The following is an 18,221-nucleotide window of genomic DNA, read 5'->3' as shown; positions in this document are numbered from 1 at the left end:
CGTAAATTCAGGAGCTTCAACCTTTTTACAACGCTGGCGACATCACGGATGCACGTCCAGTTCCGGCCACTGGGCAAGTTTCCGGTGCAGCGTGCGGCGGCTGATTCCCATCAGCTCGGCGGCGCGGGTGCGGTTGCCCCGGGCCTCAATGAGCGCGTTGCGCAGCAGGCGCTTCTCGTTTTCCTCCTTGGACAAGGGGTTGGCCAGAACCGGCTCACTGCGCGTCGCGGCGGGCGAAGCCGGCTTGCCCGACTCGTAGAAACGCGGCTCCAGGTCGTACTCGGTCACTTCCCCGCCCCGCTTCATGACCACAGTGTTTTCGCAGAAGTTGCGCAGTTCGCGGATGTTGCCCGGCCAGTTGTAGTGCTTGAGCACGTTGAGGGCCTCGGCGGTCAGCCGCACTGGCGGGGTGTCGTTCTCCTGCGCGAACTGCTCCATGAAGTGGTGCAGCAGCAGCGGGATGTCGTCCGGGCGCTCCCGCAGGGCGGGCAGACGGATCGGGACGACGTTCAGGCGATAGTAAAGGTCTTCGCGGAATTCGCCCTTGTCCACCTGCTCCTTGAGGTCGCGGTTGGTGGCGCAGACCAGGCGCACATCGACCTGGATAGACTTGAGGCTGCCCAGGCGCTCCAGCGAGCGCGTTTCCAGAAAGCGCAGAAGCTTGACCTGGGTGGGAGCATCGATCTCGCCGATCTCGTCAAGGAAGAGCGTGCCGCCATCGGCGGCCTCGAAGCGCCCGATGCGCCGCTCGGATGCCCCGGTAAAGGCCCCCTTCTCGTGCCCGAACAGCTCGCTCTCCAGCAGATTCGCCGGAATGGCCGCGCAGTGAACCGGGACGAAAGGCCCGCGCGCCCGTCCGCTGTTCTGGTGGACCATCTGCGCGACCAGCTCCTTGCCAGTGCCGGTCTCGCCGTAGAGCATGACGGTGGCCCGCGAAGGCGCGACTTGCCGCACCTGCTCAAGCACGTGGTTGAGCGCGGCGGAGTTGCCCACGATCCCCTCGAAGCTGAACTTGCGGTCCAGGCGCTGGTGGAGCTGCTTGTTCTCGCTCTCCAGCTTGCGCGACTGGATCGCACGCTTGATCAGGATTTCAAGCTTTTCCAGATTCAGGGGCTTGGTCAGGAAATCGAAGGCCCCGTGCTTCATCGCCTCGACCGCGGTCTGCACATTGCCGTAGGCGGTCATCATGATGCACACCGGGCGCTGCGGGAGTTGCAGGGCGTGGTCGATGACCTTGAGCCCGGACTTACCCGCCATGCGCAGGTCTGTCAGCACCACGTCGAAGGGCTCCTCGTCGAGCAGGCGAAAAGCCTCGTCGGCGTCACGCGCCTGGTACACGTCGTAGTCGTCCTCCAGCGCCACCGCCAGACCCTCGCGGGTATGTTTCTCGTCGTCAACGATCAGAATGCTCTCGGGCATGCAGCGTACACTACAGGGATGATTTCACACTTGTAACGCATCAAATTGTAAAATTGCGCCTTTTTGACACAGCGCCAGGCGACGCGACTGACAACCCCTATAAAAAATGCCTCCGGAAAAACCGGAGGCATCGAAATGTAATTCGCTCTGGAGAGCCGTCCTTGTGGCGGCGCAGGGTCGCCAGCCCTCATTATCCTGCGCTTCACGTATCCATTGCCAGTTCGCCATCCTTGATGGTGAAGGTGACGGTGGCCCCGTCCCCGACCTCGCCGGCGATAAGGGCCCGGGCCAGACGGGTCTCGACCTGTTTCTGAAGGAAGCGCTTGAGCGGGCGCGCCCCATAAACTGGATCAAAGCCCTTCTCGGCCACCCACGAGCGGGCCTCGGCATCGAGTGCAACGGTCACGCCGCGGTCTTCGAGCCGCTTGTTCAGGTCAGCCACGAGCAGGTCCACGATCCTCGTGATTTCTTCCAGCGTGAGCGGTTTGAACAGGATGATGTCGTCGATGCGGTTGAGGAACTCCGGACGGAACCCGGCGCGAAGCTCGGTCATGACGGACTCGCGGATGCTCTCGGGGATTTCTCCCCCGGTCACGCCGTCGATGAGAAAGCGTGAACCGACGTTCGAAGTCATGATAATGACCGTGTTCTTGAAGTCCACGTTGCGGCCCTGCGAGTCGGTCAGGCGACCGTCGTCGAGGATCTGCAGGAGCGTGTTGAAAACGTCCGGGTGCGCCTTTTCGATTTCGTCGAAGAGCACGACCGAGTACGGCTTGCGGCGAACGGCTTCGGTGAGCTGACCGCCCTCCTCGTAGCCGACGTACCCCGGAGGCGCACCGATGAGCCGGGCCACGGCGTGCTTTTCCATGTACTCGGACATGTCGATGCGGACAATGTTCTGCTCGGTGTCAAAGAGCGACTCCGCCAGGGTCTTGGCCAGTTCGGTCTTACCCACCCCGGTCGGGCCGAGGAAGAGGAACGAGCCAATCGGGCGGCGCGGGTCCTTGATCCCGGAGCGGGCGCGCAGGATGGCCTCGGAAACGAGCGTGACGGCCTCGTCCTGCCCGATCACACGGTCATGCAGGATGTCCTCCAGGTGGAGGAGCTTTTCCTTTTCGCCCTCGACCAGACGCGAGACGGGGATGCCCGTCCAGCGGCCCACGATGGCGGCGATCTCCTCGGCGGAAACCTCCTCCTTCACCAGGGTGTGAGCCGGGTGTTCGCCGGATTTTTCCTGGGCTTCGAGCTTCTGGAGTTCGGCCTCAAGCTGGGGCAATTTGCCGTGGCGAAGTTCGGCCAGCTTCTGGAGATTGTAATCGCGCTCGGCCTGCTCCATCTCGCGGCGGACCTGCTCGATCTGCTCGCGGACCTTCTGGCCCTTGCCCAGCTCGGCCTTCTCGTTCTCCCAGCGCGTGCGCATGGCGTGCGTCTGCTCGCGCAGCTCGGCCAGCTCCTTGCGCAGGTCTTCGAGACGCTTCCTGGAGGCGTCGTCCTTTTCCTTGGTCAGCGCGGCTTCCTCGATCTCAAGCTGCATGACGCGGCGGTTGAGCGCGTCCAGCTCGGCGGGCATGGAGTCCATCTCGGTGCGGATCTCGGCACAAGCCTCGTCCACCAGGTCGATGGCCTTGTCCGGCAGGAAGCGGTCGGAAATATACCGGTGCGAAAGCACGGCGGCCTGCACGAGCGCGTTATCCTGAATGCGCACCCCGTGGTGCACCTCGAAGCGTTCCTTGAGCCCGCGCAGGATCGAGATCGTGTCCTCGACCGTGGGCTGGTCCACCATGACGGTCTGGAAGCGGCGTTCGAGCGCGGCGTCCTTTTCGATATACTTGCGGTACTCGTCGAGCGTGGTCGCGCCGATGCAGTGCAGTTCGCCGCGGGCGAGCATGGGTTTGAGCATATTGCCCGCGTCCATCGCGCCCTCGGTCTTGCCCGCCCCAACGATGGTGTGAAGCTCGTCAATAAAGAGCAGGATGCGCCCGTCACTGCTTTTGATCTCCTGCAGCACGGCCTTGAGCCGCTCTTCGAACTCGCCCCGGAACTTGGCACCGGCCACGAGCGAGGCCATATCGAGCGAAAAGATGGTCTTGTCCTTCAAGCCCTCGGGCACGTCGCCGCGCACGATGCGCTGGGCCAGGCCCTCAACGATGGCGGTCTTGCCGACGCCGGGCTCGCCGATGAGGACGGGGTTGTTTTTCGTTTTGCGCGAAAGGATGCGAATGACGCGGCGGATCTCCTCGTCGCGGCCGATAACGGGGTCGAGTTTGCCCTTTTTCACCTGCTCGACGAGGTCGATGCCGTACTTCTGCAAAGCCTCGTAGGTCGCCTCCGGGTTCTCCGAGGTGACGCGCTGGTTGCCGCGCACCTGCTGCATGGCGGCAAGCGCCTTGTCGGCGGTCAGCCCGAAGCTGGAGAAAAGCTTTTTCAGCCCCGATTCGGAACTTTCGAGCAGCCCGAGAAAGAGGTGTTCCACGCTGATGTACTCGTCCTTGAGTCGCTTGGCGGCGGCCTCGGCCTTGGTCACGGCGTCCTGCAGGGCCTGGGTGATGTAGATATTCGAGGCGTCCACGCTGCCGGTCACGGCGGGGAGGCGGTCAAGCTCACGTCCCACCGCCAGCGCGACCGCGCTCGGGGTGACGTTGAGCTTTTGCAGGATGGCCGGTACGATGCCCTCCTGCTGGTTGATTAAAGCGTAAAGCAGGTGCCAGGTATCGACCTGCTGATGGTGGCGGCGGCGGGCCTCGGCCTGCGCCTCCATGAAGCCTTCACGGGCTTTCTGGGTAAATTGGTTTAAGTCCATACTCATGGTGAACGGATTTGCACAAAGCGTTCCAGACCGGCGTCGGGCGAAAGACCGATGTCTACGTCTATTTAATCTATTGCTAACAAGCAGCTTATCGGCATTTTAATAAAACCACAGACGAGGGGTAAATCAGCGGGCCTGTGCCATAATTTCCCGGCCCGCGACAAAATTTCACGTTGTTTGTCCTACTAACCGCGACAACGGATAGCAAGCCCGATTCATCCTCTTGCCAATGCTTGTTACGGCCAGTTTTCAGTTGTCACCATCCCGACACATGGTCAGGATAAATGGCATGCCCTACCCCCATTCATTACCCTGCTGGCTGGCCGTCGGTTGCCTGGCCGTATTGCCCCTGAGCAGTGCGCACGCGCTTTTTGACAACACCTGCCTGTTGTTCAATATCGCCTCGCGCGACTACCCAATGCCCGACAACTGGCTCTCGAAAAGTCTCTTTGCCCTCAGCGCGAAAAAAGTAAACACCGCCGAGATGCGCAACCTGCGCTACGAAGAGTCCGAGAACCCCCTTACTAATGAGAATGACTCAGGTGCAAAACAGAACATTTTCCTCGTCGATGGGAAAATCCGCTTCCTGAATCCAGAAGCGACCACCCCGCCCTCTCCCTCCGCAGGTGAATTCCCGGCCAACCCCTCCGCCTCAGAAAACGACGCGGTGACGAGTGACTCGCCTCCGGCGGAATAAAAAACCCTCAAGCCGGTTTGCGTTTGCGCGGGCGCTTGCGATCAGGGAAACAGGTCTGGCAAACCGGGCAACGCAACCCGTCACAACCGCGGGCGGGGCAGACTTCGCGCCCGTAGTAGATGATTTGCAAGTGCAGGTCGTGCCACTTCTCTTCCGGGAAAAGCCGCTTGAGGTCGCGCTCGGTCTGGACGACGTTTTTTCCGCTGGAAAGCTCCCAGCGCTGGGCCAGGCGGTGAATGTGCGTATCGACGGGAAAGGCCGGCTGGCCGAAAGCCTGTACCATGACGACCGAGGCCGTCTTGTGCCCCACCCCTGGCAGCGCCTCCAACTCCTCCAGCGTGCGGGGCACCTCGCCCCGGTGTTTTTCCATAATAATCTTCGAAAGGCCGCTGATGCCCTTGGCCTTGGCCGGGGCCAGCCCGCAAGGGCGGATGATGGCCTGAATCTCCTCCACTGGCACACGCGCCATGTCTGCCGGGTTGTCCGCCCGGGCGAAAAGAAGCGGCGTCACCTGGTTGACCCGCACGTCGGTGCATTGTGCCGAAAGCAGCACGGCTACCAACAGTGTGTACGGGTCTTTGTGGTCGAGGGGGATTTTCGGTTGCGGGAAAAGCCGCTGCAACTCGTCCGCGATCCAGGCGGCGCGTTCGGTCTTGGTCATGCTCATGCTGGGATGTCTTTGGCTTTGAGGGCGTCGAGGATGCGGTCCTCTTTTTTACCGATATGCTGGGCCATCAGGTCGCGGGCACGGGCCGGATCACGGGCCTCGATAGCGTCAACGATAGCCAGGTGCTCGGCGGTCACATCGAGCGGACGCGTGCAGACCGAGATATCGATCCCGTAGTAAATGGGCTGCTGGTCCTTGTCGAGCGCGGCCAGTACGATGTCCTCCAGCAGAAGGTTGTCGATGCACTCGGCAATGCTCTGGTGAAAGGCGCGGTTGCTCTCACAATAAACCGCAAAGGCGTCCTTGTCGTCGAAGGCGCAATCGACCACCGCGCTCAGGCGCATTTGCGCGATGTCGGCGGGAGTGGCGCGCTCGGCGGCCAGCGCCGCGACCTGCGACTCGACCACGCGCCGCAGTTCGCACACGTTGCGGAAGCTCTCAATCGTGATCGGGGTGACGCTGAAGCCGCAGTTGGGCTTGAGCGTAACGAGCTTGTCCTGGGCCAACCGGTTAAGCGCCTCCCGCAGGCTGGCGCGCGACACGGCCAGCTCCTCGCAGAGTGCCTTTTCGACCAGACGCTCCCCCGGAGCCAGCTCACAGCGCAAGATGCGCCGCTGCAACTCGCGGTAGATCTGGTCGGACAGCGTCGCCGGTCTGAAGGTACTCATAAGGGCGCACCCTAGCGGGAATCCCTGTGAAGGAAAAATCAAAAAAACGCCTTTTGCCACCGATCAGGAATCAGGCTTGCACTGCTATCGGCGTAAGCGTTAGTTTCCCTACAGATAAGTACGCTGACTACTTTATTTACCGCTGTGGAAGACTACACCATCACTGGAGGAGACGGCAAAGAGTACGGCCCCGTCTCAGCAATGACCATCCGCGAATGGGCCCAGCAGGGCCGCGCAAATGCCCAGACGCTGGTGCGCCGGGGTTCGGAGCCCGCCCGCCCCTTGGGTGAGCTGCCGGAGTTCTCCGACCTCTTTGCCGGTCCGAAGCATACCGCCCCCGGCCCGATCAAGCTCGGTACGCCGATGGCCAGTCCGGCCAGTGCCATGCCTGCCCCCACCTTTCCCGAAACCACGAGCCACCTCGGTGGCGGCTCGAATATCCAGGAAGCGGCCGTCATCGCCCTGAGTGAACCGCTGGCCAAGTCCGGTTTCTGGTTGAAACTCATGGCCGTGCTCCAGTTCCTGTACGCGGGCATCTATATCATCGGAAGCTTCGGCATCGGGATCATTTTCGCCTGGTTGCCGATCTGGATGGGTGTGCTCATGTGGCAGGCCGCCAACCGCGCCCGCGACGCCGCCCTCAGCGGCGACCTGATGACCGCGATCACCGCGCAAAACAAGATCAAGCTGCTCATCATCATCATGGGGGTGATAACCCTGCTCTCGATCGTACTGGCCCTGCTCTTTATCGTCTTCATCGGCGTTATCGGTGCATCTTCGCCCAACTTTCTTGAGGAGTTCCGGCAACAGCTTGAGCAAAACCGCTACTAAAACCACTCTCACACTCTCCCAACCGCTAATCCTTACTCTTATGACAGACGCAGTATCTTCAGACGTATCCGGCAAGAAAATCGCCGCTGGCATCTGCGGCATCCTCCTGGGTGCCTTCGGGGTTCACAAGTTCATCCTCGGCTACACCAAGGAAGGGATCATCATGCTTCTGGTCAGCGTCATCTCCGTCGGCTTCCTCGCCTGGGTGGTGGGGATCATCGGCCTGATCGAAGGCATCATCTACCTGACCCGCAGCGACGCCGAATTTGCCGCCACCTACATCGAAGGCAAAAAAGGCTGGTTCTAGGGCCTGACCGCACTGGACATTGATGGGGTCCGGCTGGATCAGTTAATCAGCCACCCTTCTTGCGTGCCAGAAAGACGGCTGCCCGACGGTGGGGTTGTTCTGCGCAATGACACCCGCATAGCCGCGACCCATCCCGGAAATACCGCGTGAGCGGGCATCGGCCTCTCATGGTTTGCCTCTCCGCCTTCATTCATGGTCAAGCAGTCATCTTGCCGTTCTCTATCGCTATGCCTTCTGAAAACACCGCCAGGTTCTTCGATCAAAAGACCTCTTCCGTCTACGACGAAAAAGCGCGCAAGATAGCTCCGGTCAGCGAGAATCTTCACTTCCTCATCCGGCTGACGTTGGCGGACCTTCCCGCCGACGCCCGCGTGCTCTGCGTCGGAACCGGGACCGGGACGGAGATCCTGATGCTGGCCCGTGACCACCCCTGCTGGCGCTTCACCGGGATCGAGCCGTCTGCCTCAATGCTGGCTTTGTGCAGGGAAAAACTCGAACGAGAGAACATCCTCGAACGCTGCGAGCTGCACAACGCCTATCTCTCCGAGCTGGACCTCGATGCAGGGTACGACGCCGTGCTCTGCCTGCTCGTGACCCACTTCATCCGCGACAACCGGGAGCGTCAGCAAATGTTCACGCAAATGGCCGGATTGCTCAAGCCCGGCGGCACCCTCATCAACGCCGAGATAAGTTTCGATACGGACGCCCCGCAGTTCGCCAGCATCATTGAGCCCTGGAAGGCCCTGCACAAGCTCAGCGGCGCATCCGCCGAACAGGCCTCACAGATCGAGCAAACACTGCGCGAACACGTCAATGTGCTCCCACCGGCAGCCATCGAAGACTTCCTGCGTGCCAGCGGACTCCCCACGCCCGTTCAGTTCTGGCAATCGCTGCTCATCCGCGCCTGGTACTCACGGCGACCGGACTAGCCAAAAGTGAGGCTTTAAGCAGTTTACCAGGTCAGGCCCTCACACCCAGCGGTTAATCCAGCAGGCAGCAGACCTGCACACCGGGACCGTGCACACCCTCGATGAGGATGCCCTCCACATCGGCGGTCTTTGAGGGGCCGGTGGCCCAGATGATCGACGGATCATCACCGAAGTGGCTGATCGCTGTAATGGAATCCGGATACAGTCGCGCGCGCTTCAGGATCGCGATGTGTGTCCAGGGTGCGAGCGCGCCGAGGCGGGACGAGGTTTCGCTGTCCTTGAGAACGATGCTGCCGGTCTCGGCGATGGCGCCCGAGGCCTGCGTGATGCCAAAGGTGTAGTCGTCCACCCGCGAGCGCTCGAAAGTCGTCTCCAGCGTGATCCCGGCGAAAGCGGGATGCGCCCTGACCGTCTCGACCAGCGCCGGGTCGCAGTAGCCGAGTTTGAAGCCCTGCTGTGCCAGCCACTGGCCGAGGGCGTCGAGTCCCTTGAGCGGCGTGCCGTTGACCTGCTTCATTTTATGGCTGAAAAGCTCCCAGTCGTCCGCGAACTCCGGGTGCGCCCGGCACACGGGAAGCTCCGGGTCGTACTCGGGGTACTGCGCCCGTTCCTTGAGCGGGGCCAGCGCCTCGCGGATTCTCGACATGACCAGTTCGCGATCGTCTTGCATTGTCCGGTAAAGTATTCGGGGTTGATCAGTTTTTGCCGCGTTCTTTCATCCAGTGGCGGAATTTGCCGCCGCGCCACTTCGGGAGCTGGCGGCAGGAGTTCCAGGCCGCCGCCGGAGGGATGATGTTCATGACGGCGTTCGGGGTCAGGTTCATGGCCGCGCCCATCGTCATGGCGGCGCGCCAGGCGTGCGGCTGGCTAGCCAGCAGGCCGTACATCCCCATCGGCGGGGTGCCCTTCATGGCCCGGCCCGCGTGCTCGGTCTTGGCCTTGTCACGCAGGCGCAGAAGCAGATCGGGGATCGGGATATTGACCGGGCAGACCTCGTTGCAAGCGCCGCAGAGGCTGGACGCCTTGGGCAGGTCAGCCAGCTCTGGGAAGCGCGTGCCCGCCAGCAGCGGGCTGAGCACCGCGCCAACCGGTCCCGGATAGACGCTGCGGTAGGCGTGGCCACTGGCCTGCCGGTACACCGGGCAGACATTCAGGCAAGCGCCGCAGCGGATGCAGCGCAGGATTTCCCGGCAATTGGAAGCGAGCACTTCCGTGCGCTTGTTATCGACGAAAACCACGTGCATCTGCTCGGGGCCATCGGGCTGGCCGAAGCGCCTGGGACCGTTGATGAACTGCGTGTAAACGGTCAGGTGCTGGCCGGTGCCGGAGCGTCCGATGAGCGAGGTAAACAGCGCCAGGTCGCGGTCGTGCGGGATGAGTTTTTCGATCCCGACGATGCCGATGTGGATCGGAGTCGCGGCCATGCAGAAGCGGGCGTTGCCCTCGTTGGTCACGATGGCGAGCCGTCCGCTCTCGGCGGAGACGAAGTTCGCGCCCGTCAGGCCGACATCGGCCTCGAAATACTTGCCGCGCAGGAATTCGCGCGCCCGGCGGGTGATGGTGGCCGGGTCGTCATTGTAGTCGCCCAACCCCTCGCGCTCGAAGCTCTTGGCAATGTCGCGACGGTTCTTGTGGGCAATGGGCTTGACGATGTGCGACGGGTGGTCGTGGTCGATCTGGATGATGAACTCGCCCAGGTCGGTTTCCAGGCACTTCATGCCGTTGTCTTCGAGGAAGTGGCCCAGGCCGGTCTCCTCGCTGACCATGCTCTTCGACTTGACCATGCTCTTGGCCCCGTTGGCCTTCATGATCTCAAGGATGATGCGGTTGGCGGCGTCGCCGTCGGCGGCGAAGTGCACCTGCGCCCCGTTGGCCTTGAGCGCGGCCTCCGCCTTGGGCAGGTAGGTATCGAGGTTTTCCAGCGTGTGCTGCTTGACCTCGCCCGCCGTACGCCGCAGCAGGTCCGGGTCCGGGTAGTCGTGGAAAAGCACGTCGTGGCGCTTTTCCGTGGTCGCCTTGGTCCCGCCGTACACCGAGGTGTAAACCTCGGGGTTGAGGTCGCGGGCGTAGCGGTCGATGTCCTGCTGGGTCTTGGTCGGCATGGTCAGGCGGCGGGTAAAAGGTTGGCGGAGACAAGGGCGTCGCGCAGCACCTGCGCCACGTGCAGCCGCGGAAGCTCGATCCCGGACTTGTCCACAATGCCCCCGAGATGGAGCAGGCAACCCATGTCGGCTGCGACGAGGTACTCGGGGTTCGCGGCGATGATGTGCTCAAGCTTCAGCTCGCCCATACGGGCCGAAATATTCGGGTGGCTGACCGAGAACGCCCCGCCGAAGCCGCAGCACTGCTCGGCCTCGCCAAAGGTAGCCAACTCCAGGCCGTCGATGGACTTCATCAGATTCATGGCGGCGGGGCCGCTGCACGTCCCGCGCAGGTGGCAGGAACGGTGAAAGGACACCCGGTGTGGAAACGAGCCGGGCCACTCCCTCACGCCCAGGCCGTTGACGATGTAGTCGAGCAGTTCCCAGGAGCGGTTGGCCAGTTGCTTGACCTCGGACAGGTCGGGCTCATTTTCAAACTCCAGCAGCGCACCGTGAAAGAGCATGGCCGCGCAGGAGCCGGATGGCACCACGACCGGGTCCTCGCCCTTGAAGGTATCCACGACGTGGCGGACGACCTTGCGCGAGGCTTTCCAGTCTCCGGCATTGAAAGCGGGCTGGCCGCAACAGGTCTGGTCAGCCGGGAAGCCAACCTCGACCCCCAGGTACTCCAGCACCTGGACGGTGGCCACGGCAACGTCGTCAAAAAACGCGTCGCACAGGCAGGTGGCCATGAGTTGGACTTTTTTCGGAGCGGGAACAGTGCGTTGGGGGTTAGTCACGGGTTTTCAATAAAGGAATTTTACAGCTAAAAGTCAATCACCCCTGAAAGCTTTTGAAAAAAATCATCCAGAATCTACCAGAACGCAGCTTGGCTTATTCCGCCACACGCGCCTGATACTGCTCAATTATCTGCTCACTTTGGCCCACGGAATGGAGAAGCTTTTCCGCCCCCCAGAGCACGCCGTAGCTCAGCGCGAGGGTCAGCAGGGTGATGACAATCCCCACGCCCGGCACGACCCCCAGCAGCAGACGGCTGGTCATCAGGACGCCGATCACGCCCCCTATCGCCGCCGCCGCGATAATGGAGCCGTGCAGCAGGGGCACGCTGTTGACCTGCGGCGCGAGCAGAGTCTGCGTCAACGCCGCGCAAGCCAGGGCCAGCACGACCACGATCACCTGCGAGAGGAACACCGGCACAAAGCCCCGGCTGCCCCCACCGAAGGCCGACGACATCAGCTTGCCCACGATCAGCAGCGAAAACAGCACCACCCCCAGCAGCAGATAAAACGCCCCCGTCCCGTACGGCACTTTTAAAATAAACTCGGCCAGCGAACGCAGGTTTTGCAGAAAACTATCCAGACTCATTGAGGGAAAACTAGCCCGCTTCCTCGCCCTGTCACCCCTAAATCACGGTATAGCCCAACAACATTTCCACACACGCGGCAGAAGAGCCCGACCGTTCCTCACGGAGCCTTGTCCACGCCAGCCGGGGCAGGAGTCAGCAGGTCCGCCTCCGAGGCGGGCGCAGTAAAGATGCCAGACGGGTCCTGATCCGGATCGCCCGGTTGCGCGAACACTTCCGGGCTAATCCCCTCGGCGGCGGTGGGGGCTTCGGCGGGTTCTGCACTGGCCGGTGACGGGCTGCCGCTTTCTTCTTCCGCCTCCGGCGAGGCGGGATGAAACGTATCGGCCAACGCCTCCAGCGCCACGGTCAGGCGCGGTCCGGGGATGTTGAACAGGGTATTATCAATAATAAAAATCCTCCCCGTACGCACGGCATCGAGCTTGCTCCAGACCGGGTCCGCCCGGTAACGCGCGAGCAGCAGCTCTCCGGCCTGCTCGACCGGTTGCGAAATATCGCCCGGCAACAGAATAACCTGCGGGTCGCTCTCGACCAGTGTCTCCTGCGAAAGCTCCACCCACTCGCCCTTGACGCCCGCCGCGATGTTGCGCCCTCCGGCCTCACGGATCAACTGGTCCGGGAACGTCCCCGGCCCGGCAGTGTAGGTTTCCAGCGCTCCATACGAGAGAAAAACCCGGGGCCGCTCCTCCTCGGGAAGCCCCGCGAAGCGCATGGCCAGGCTGGCGCGAAGCAGCTCAAAGGAGGCCAGCAGGTCCGCCGCCTGCTCATCGCGGTCGAGGACGTTGCCCAGCAATTCGATGTCGCGAACCAACCCGTCGAGGCCCTTGGAAGGCAGGACAAAGACACACAGCCCCAGGTCGCGCAGACGCTTCACCGTGTCCGGACGGGTGATGTCCGAGACCAGAACCAGGTCGGGGTTCAGTTCAAGCAGGGCCTCGGCATTGGGCGAGTCAAACCCCTGCACCTTGGGTAAGGCCAGGGCCTGCACCGGGTAGCGACAAAATTCCGTGTCCGCGATCAAGCGGTCCCCCGCGCCCAGCGCGTAAACAAGCTCGGTGGTGCTCGGGGCCAGACTGACGATACGCCGCGCATACTCCGGCACGGCGACAGGGTCCCCGCGCCCGTCGGTCAACGTCGGAGTGTTGTCCGGAATCTGCGCGTACTCCACCGCGTCCGGCAGGATGAGCACGGAGGCCGTCGTCCCAACACGCAGCGGCAGGTCCGCCGGGGGATTGAGCAGGTGCACCCGCACCGGGAAGCGCTGGGCCAGCCGGACCCAGTCCACCGTTGGCGCGACGACCGGTAAAAGATTCTGCCCCTCGGCCCCGTCGGCGCGGAATATCCCCCACCCCACGCTCTGAACCACGCCGTCGAGCGGCTCGTCGTAGTGGCCCATGAAGCGCACTTCTGCACGCTTGCCGGGGCGCACGCCCTTGAGGTCGGTTTCGCGGAAATAGCCTGTGACCCAAAAATCGTTCGCATCGACCAGCGCCATGAGCGGCTGGCCCTTGGTCACGTAGGTGCCGGTCGTGACCACGAGGTTCGTCACGTAGCCATCTACCGGGGCATAGACCCGTGTGTAACTGAGGTTCAGCTCAGACAGTTGCAGAGAGGCCACGGCCACCTCGATGTCGGCCAGCGCCTCGGCGTACTTGGCCTGGAGTATCTGGTAATCCTCGACCGAAATCAATTGCTGGGCCAACAGCGGAGTCCGACGCTCGATCTCGAGCTTCAGTAGCTCGGCGGAGGTTTCGGCCTTGTTGAGCGCGGCGCGGGCTCCGTCCACATCCTGCTGATAGTCGGTCGGGTCGATGACAAAGAGCAGGTCCCCGCGCTTGACAAACTGGTTATCCTGCACCGGCACGTCGATCATCGGGCCGCTCACGCGGGCGGCCACGCCGACCACATAGGCCTGCACCTGACCATCGCGGGTCCAGGGGTTGAGCAGGTACTGATGCCAGTAGGCCCAGGCGAGGATACCGGCCAGGGCCACGGCGCAGAGCGTCACAACGACTTTGATAATCTTCTTGAGCATACGAACAGCGGTCAGGCTGGCATAAAGAGCAGGGACAGCGTCACCCCGTAGATGATGGCAAGCGAAAACAGGAACAGCGGCGGATGCCAGATAAAACGCGTCAGCCGGGCACGGTCAACGAGCCAGACGGTCACCCCGGCCAGAAGAATTCCCAGCGGGAGGACGACGAAGATGGGTGTCAGGTAAAAGCCCAAAAAGTCGATCTCCGCCGGCAACCGCCACTGCGGCGGCACGACACTGGACAGACGCTCCACCAAATCCATAATCATCGGCGTTTACAATCACGCCAATGGCGGTTAATGACAATGCGAATTATTTCAGCATGGCCGTTCTTGAATCCATAGCCGCAAGCACAGGCGCCGTCACCGGGCGCTGGCACTGGCCGAAACTGAATAAACTGCGCTGGCTGACGGCGTTCAAGGCGTCGCTGGCCTCGGTCATCGCCATCGGGATCGCGATGGGCCTGGGCTGGGAAAATCCCTACTGGGCGGGTATCTCCGTGCTCGTGGCCACCCTGCCCTACATCGGGGCTTCGCTGGAAAAGGGCATCATGCGGCTCATCGGCACGCTGTTCGCCGGAGCCGTTTCGTACCTGATCTGCGGCGCGTTTCCGCAGAACCAGTTCGGATACGCCGCCATGCTTTTCGGGATATTGGTTTTCACCGGCTACATGGGCACGGGCAAATTTTACCCCTATGCGTTTTTCCTCAGCGGGATCACCCTGTCCATTATCAACGCCCAGGTCTTCAACAATCTGGACCAACTCTGGCCGGTAGTCTTTTTCCGGGTGTCGGAAATCAGCCTCGGAGTCATCGTCGCGCTCACCGTCAACTCCCTGCTGTGGCCCCAGAGCGCCAGCCGTGAAATGGGCCGTCAGATGTCCACTACGCTCAAGGACTGCATACGGCTCTTTGACCACTCGACCGCCTCCTACAGCGGCTACGGCGAAAAGCTCCCCGACTCCGGCAAGCTGAGCGAAAAGCTCAGCGGCGACTTCCCCAAGCTGCGCGCCCTGCTCCCGCAGGCCATGCTCGACTCCAGCCGCTTTTCCAACCACCGCACGAGTATTCAGGGGGCCTTGCAGTTCATGGAGAGCACGTTCGTCTCCGTGGTAACGACCCTGCACTCGACGCAGGGCGACTTTCCCCGGCACTACCAGGAAAACCTCAGCACCGAGCTGCGCGCCTACACCGACGCACTCCGGGCCGAACTGTGCGCGCTGGCGAACTTTTTCGCCTCCCCCGCCCCGCTGCCTCCGGCAGTCGCCCCGGACGCCCACGCCGCGCTCCAGACGCACCTCGAAGCGCTTCGCGCCAGCGACACGCCGCTGCGCTATGAGCTCAGCGACACCACCGCCTTCATGGCCTACTATGCCAACCTGGCCGAAATCGAGCGCGTGGTCATGCTCTTGCGCAAGGCCGCCGTGGCCATCCTCCAGCCCGGCCGCGAACGGCGCGAAGTCAAGGAACGCGTCCGGCGAAATCAGGCGCGCTGGAGGCCGGACCCGATGCGCCTCAAGCACGGGATCAAGGTCGGCGTGGCCGTGCTGGGCACGCTCTACCTATGGCAGTGGACACAGTGTCCTGGCGGCGTACCGGGCGTTATCACGGCCTCAATCCTAATCCAGAAAACCGTCGTCGCCAGCAATCAGAAATCCATGCTCCGGCTGGGCGGCTGCCTGCTCGGAGGCACGGCGGCGGCGTTCTTCCTGCTCACCGTCACCCCGCACCTGGAAACCTTCGAGGAGCTGGCCCCCGTTCTGTTCCTGTGCTTCATGGTCTTCACCCTGATCAACTACGGTCCGGCCCGCTACTCCTACGCCGGGTTCCAGGCTTTTCTCGCCTTTTTGCTGATGACCTCAGTCTCCAACAAGCAGGACATCTCGCTGGAACCCGGCATCGAGCGACTGCTGGGCATTTTGCTCGGCTTCATGGTCTGTGCCATCGTCCTGCGCCTGATCTGGCCCGTCATCCCTGAGCACCAGTTGCGCTCGACTCTGAAAACCTTTTTCAAGGACTGCCGCAACTACCTCGACCTCTACACGCCGCAAGTGCTGCGGGGCGAGGCCCCCATCGCCGTCGTCGGTTCGCTGGAGACGCGTCTCGTCGATCTGCCCGGCGCCTGCCAGGAATGGGTCAGCCAGATCGGGCTCCACAAGTCCGATGAACCCCAACGCGGTAAATACCGGCAGCTTTCCCTGTGTCTGCAAGGGTTTCGCTTCCGCCTGCAGGCGCTGGAACGCGCCATCCGCCGCCCGATGGCCCCTGTTCTGGCCGAGCGCATGGCACCCACCCTGATCGAGCTCAACCAGCGCCTGCAGGAGACACTTGACGAGTTCGAGCGGACTTTCGAGAACGGCCAGGCCTCCACCACGTATCCGGACCTGGATACACCGGTAAGCCAGCTCACGCATGAGCTGACAGCCATGCTCCGCAAGGAGCACCTGAACCGCTCCATCGCCGCCGGCGATGTGGCCGTATTTCTCGCGCTCGTGCGCCGCTACACCGACTTGACCACCGAGGCCCGCAACTGCCGGGAAATGATCAAAGCGCTCGACCTCTCCATCATGGAACGCAGCCCGTTCTTTTGATAAAAATCACCAAAGAGCCTACGGACCGGGAACACTCAGCGGGATCTTTTTTTACCGCCAGCCCGGCGGGCACCTCCGCTCAGCCACCCGACGGACGCCGGAAATAAGCGGCAGCCTCGTCACGGTCCTGCGCGATGCGGGCCTTGAGCTCGTCGAGGCCGGAGAACTTCATTTCCGGACGCAGGAAGTGCATCCACTGTACCTCCAGGGCCGTCCCGGCGCTCCACTTGACCGGCTCCAGCAGGTGAACTTCCAACAGAGGCGCGGCGGGCTCGCGCTCGACCGTCGGGCGCTGACCGTAATTGGCCACGCCCGGTATCCATTTTTCGGATACGCTTTCACGGGCGCGCACCGCGTACACCCCGTAGCGGGGCCGCAACTCCGGCTCCCAGGGCAGGTTCAGTGTGGGAAAGCCCAGCGTCCTGCCCAGTTGCCGCCCCGGAATGACCCGCCCCGTGCTGGTGTAGGGGTAGCCGAGCAGGGCGTTGGCCTGCGCCATTTCGCCCGCTTCCAGACAGGCGCGTATGCGGGTGCTGGAGATCGGCTCGCCATCCACCCTCAGACGCTCGGCGCTGAAAACATGCAGCCCCAGCCCGCGGCAGGTCTTTATCAAGGTCTCGATGGTCCCTTTGCGCCCTTTGCCGTAGCGGAAATTCTCCCCCACGTAGATGGCGGTCAGGGTCGGCAACTTCTGCTTGAGGGTGCCGGGAAAATCTTCCGCCGTGATGGCGGCGAATTCCGGGGTGAAGGGCTGCGTGATCACGCAATCCACCCCCATCGCGACAAGGCTGGCCTCCTTCTGGTTCAACGGCATGAAAAGCCGGGTCGCCTCGCCCTCGGGGCGAAAGAGCCGGCTCGGGTGCGGCCAGAAGGTCAACACGCCCGAAAGCCCGCCTCTGCTCGCCGCCGAGTTCACCGCGGCCTCGATGACCGACTGGTGCCCGAGGTGCACGCCGTCAAACATCCCGATGGCCAGATGCAGCGGGCGATCCGGCAGCTTCAGGTTGTCGAGCGAAGCGTAGGCCATAACGGGGCAGTTACTTTTATGAAAATCCGGCGGGCGCTCAACTCACAGCACGTGGCTGGGAACGGCCTGGTAAATGGGGATCAGGCGGCGGCGAAAGGCCGACAGGCTCATTTCCTCCAGCTCTTCCAACGTGACGGCATCGTCGATGTGGAAGTGCCCCACGGCGATGCGGCGCAGTTCGGACAAGTGCGCCCCGCAGCCGAGCTTTTGGCCGACATCGTGCGCCAGTGTGCGCACGTAGGTGCCCTTTGAGCAGGCCATGCCGATCTCGGCGCAAGGCTCGGTGTAGTCGAGCAGCTCGATCTCGGAAATGCGGATGAAGCGCGGCTCTCGTTCCACTTCCTTGCCCTTGCGGGCGAGCTTGTAGAGGGGCACGCCGTCCACCTTCTTGGCGGAAAACATCGGAGGCGTCTGGTACTGGTCGCCGACAAAGGACTGGAGCACCTCGTCGATGGCAGCCGCGTCTAGCCCTTCGGGCAACGGGCGGGTCTCGGTGATTTCGCCGTCGCTGTCGTAGGTGTTGGTCTCCTCGCCCAGCCGGATCGTGCCCTCGTAGGCCTTGTCCAGGGACATCAGGTACTGGGAAACCTTCGTCGCGCGGCCCACCAGCATGATGAGCAGCCCGGTCGCGTTCGGGTCGAGCGTACCGGCATGGCCGATGCGCTTCATTTTCAGCTTGCGGCGCAGACGGTCAACCACGTCGTGCGAGGTGGGGCCACTGGGCTTATCCACCAGCAGCACGCCTTCAAATTCGTTCTGATTCGTCGGTGTCATGACTAG

General features: G+C 62.6%; 17 protein-coding genes. 5 read left to right on the top strand and 12 right to left on the bottom strand.

Annotated elements, in window-relative coordinates; all coding sequences use genetic code 11:
• Window positions 1–42: 42 nt before the first annotated feature.
• Complete coding sequence (locus tag H5P28_RS05065) at window positions 43–1,419, bottom strand: sigma-54-dependent transcriptional regulator (protein ID WP_185674631.1); 1,377 nt, start codon at window positions 1,417–1,419, stop codon at window positions 43–45.
• A 202-nt stretch (window positions 1,420–1,621) separates the two neighbouring features.
• Window positions 1,622–4,219 carry an ATP-dependent chaperone ClpB gene (gene clpB, locus H5P28_RS05060; protein WP_185674630.1) on the bottom strand — a complete coding sequence of 866 codons (2,598 nt, stop codon included), beginning with the start codon at window positions 4,217–4,219 and terminating at the stop codon, window positions 1,622–1,624.
• A gap of 295 nt (window positions 4,220–4,514) precedes the next feature.
• Here clpB and H5P28_RS05055 point away from each other — a divergent pair, with 295 nt between their 5' ends.
• Entirely contained in the window at window positions 4,515–4,922 is a 408-nt protein-coding gene (locus tag H5P28_RS05055; protein WP_185674629.1) for a hypothetical protein, read from the top strand.
• A gap of 7 nt (window positions 4,923–4,929) precedes the next feature.
• Here the strand turns inward: H5P28_RS05055 and nth are convergent, their stop codons facing one another.
• Window positions 4,930–5,583, bottom strand: coding sequence for an endonuclease III (gene nth / locus H5P28_RS05050; protein WP_185674824.1), 654 nt, complete (start codon window positions 5,581–5,583; stop codon window positions 4,930–4,932).
• A gap of 2 nt (window positions 5,584–5,585) precedes the next feature.
• Entirely contained in the window at window positions 5,586–6,257 is a 672-nt protein-coding gene (locus H5P28_RS05045) for a GntR family transcriptional regulator (protein WP_185674628.1), read from the bottom strand.
• Window positions 6,258–6,401: 144 nt separating this feature from the next.
• Here H5P28_RS05045 and H5P28_RS19705 point away from each other — a divergent pair, with 144 nt between their 5' ends.
• From H5P28_RS19705 to H5P28_RS05030, 3 genes are all read left to right on the top strand, one after another.
• The gene (locus tag H5P28_RS19705; protein ID WP_185674627.1) at window positions 6,402–7,088 is read left to right on the top strand and encodes a DUF5362 family protein; all 687 of its coding nucleotides are present in this window, start codon (window positions 6,402–6,404) and stop codon (window positions 7,086–7,088) included.
• Window positions 7,089–7,128: 40 nt separating this feature from the next.
• On the top strand, window positions 7,129–7,395 hold the full coding sequence (locus H5P28_RS05035) for a TM2 domain-containing protein (protein ID WP_185674626.1): 267 nt from the start codon (window positions 7,129–7,131) through the stop codon (window positions 7,393–7,395).
• A gap of 227 nt (window positions 7,396–7,622) precedes the next feature.
• Complete coding sequence (locus H5P28_RS05030; RefSeq protein WP_185674625.1) at window positions 7,623–8,324, top strand: class I SAM-dependent methyltransferase; 702 nt, start codon at window positions 7,623–7,625, stop codon at window positions 8,322–8,324.
• 52 nt (window positions 8,325–8,376) lie between these two features.
• Here H5P28_RS05030 and H5P28_RS05025 read toward each other — a convergent pair whose 3' ends face one another.
• The 6 genes from H5P28_RS05025 to H5P28_RS05000 all read right to left on the bottom strand — a co-directional run bounded on the left by H5P28_RS05025 (window position 8,377) and on the right by H5P28_RS05000 (window position 14,093).
• Window positions 8,377–8,994, bottom strand: coding sequence for a LutC/YkgG family protein (locus tag H5P28_RS05025; protein WP_185674624.1), 618 nt, complete (start codon window positions 8,992–8,994; stop codon window positions 8,377–8,379).
• A gap of 25 nt (window positions 8,995–9,019) precedes the next feature.
• Entirely contained in the window at window positions 9,020–10,426 is a 1,407-nt protein-coding gene (locus tag H5P28_RS05020) for a lactate utilization protein B (RefSeq protein ID WP_185674623.1), read from the bottom strand.
• A 2-nt stretch (window positions 10,427–10,428) separates the two neighbouring features.
• Window positions 10,429–11,205: a (Fe-S)-binding protein gene (locus H5P28_RS05015; RefSeq protein WP_221773360.1), complete on the bottom strand. Its 777-nt coding sequence runs from the start codon at window positions 11,203–11,205 to the stop codon at window positions 10,429–10,431.
• A 94-nt stretch (window positions 11,206–11,299) separates the two neighbouring features.
• Window positions 11,300–11,791 carry a hypothetical protein gene (locus H5P28_RS05010; protein WP_185674622.1) on the bottom strand — a complete coding sequence of 164 codons (492 nt, stop codon included), beginning with the start codon at window positions 11,789–11,791 and terminating at the stop codon, window positions 11,300–11,302.
• A gap of 98 nt (window positions 11,792–11,889) precedes the next feature.
• Entirely contained in the window at window positions 11,890–13,824 is a 1,935-nt protein-coding gene (locus tag H5P28_RS05005; RefSeq protein WP_185674621.1) for an efflux RND transporter periplasmic adaptor subunit, read from the bottom strand.
• An 11-nt stretch (window positions 13,825–13,835) separates the two neighbouring features.
• On the bottom strand, window positions 13,836–14,093 hold the full coding sequence (locus H5P28_RS05000) for a DUF1656 domain-containing protein (protein ID WP_185674620.1): 258 nt from the start codon (window positions 14,091–14,093) through the stop codon (window positions 13,836–13,838).
• Between the two features lie 53 nt (window positions 14,094–14,146).
• Here H5P28_RS05000 and H5P28_RS04995 point away from each other — a divergent pair, with 53 nt between their 5' ends.
• On the top strand, window positions 14,147–16,414 hold the full coding sequence (locus H5P28_RS04995) for an FUSC family protein (protein WP_185674619.1): 2,268 nt from the start codon (window positions 14,147–14,149) through the stop codon (window positions 16,412–16,414).
• 79 nt (window positions 16,415–16,493) lie between these two features.
• Here the strand turns inward: H5P28_RS04995 and ribF are convergent, their stop codons facing one another.
• Entirely contained in the window at window positions 16,494–17,441 is a 948-nt protein-coding gene (ribF, locus tag H5P28_RS04990; protein ID WP_185674618.1) for a riboflavin biosynthesis protein RibF, read from the bottom strand.
• Window positions 17,442–17,483: 42 nt separating this feature from the next.
• On the bottom strand, window positions 17,484–18,215 hold the full coding sequence (gene truB / locus H5P28_RS04985) for a tRNA pseudouridine(55) synthase TruB (RefSeq protein ID WP_185674617.1): 732 nt from the start codon (window positions 18,213–18,215) through the stop codon (window positions 17,484–17,486).
• Between the last annotated feature and the right edge of the window lie 6 nt (window positions 18,216–18,221).

Origin of the sequence: Ruficoccus amylovorans (assembly GCF_014230085.1) — a bacterium.
In the GTDB taxonomy this organism is placed as follows: Bacteria; Verrucomicrobiota; Verrucomicrobiia; order Opitutales; family Cerasicoccaceae; genus Ruficoccus; species Ruficoccus amylovorans.
Note: the sequence above shows the minus strand (reverse complement) of the source record. Positions and strands in the feature narration are given on the sequence as shown.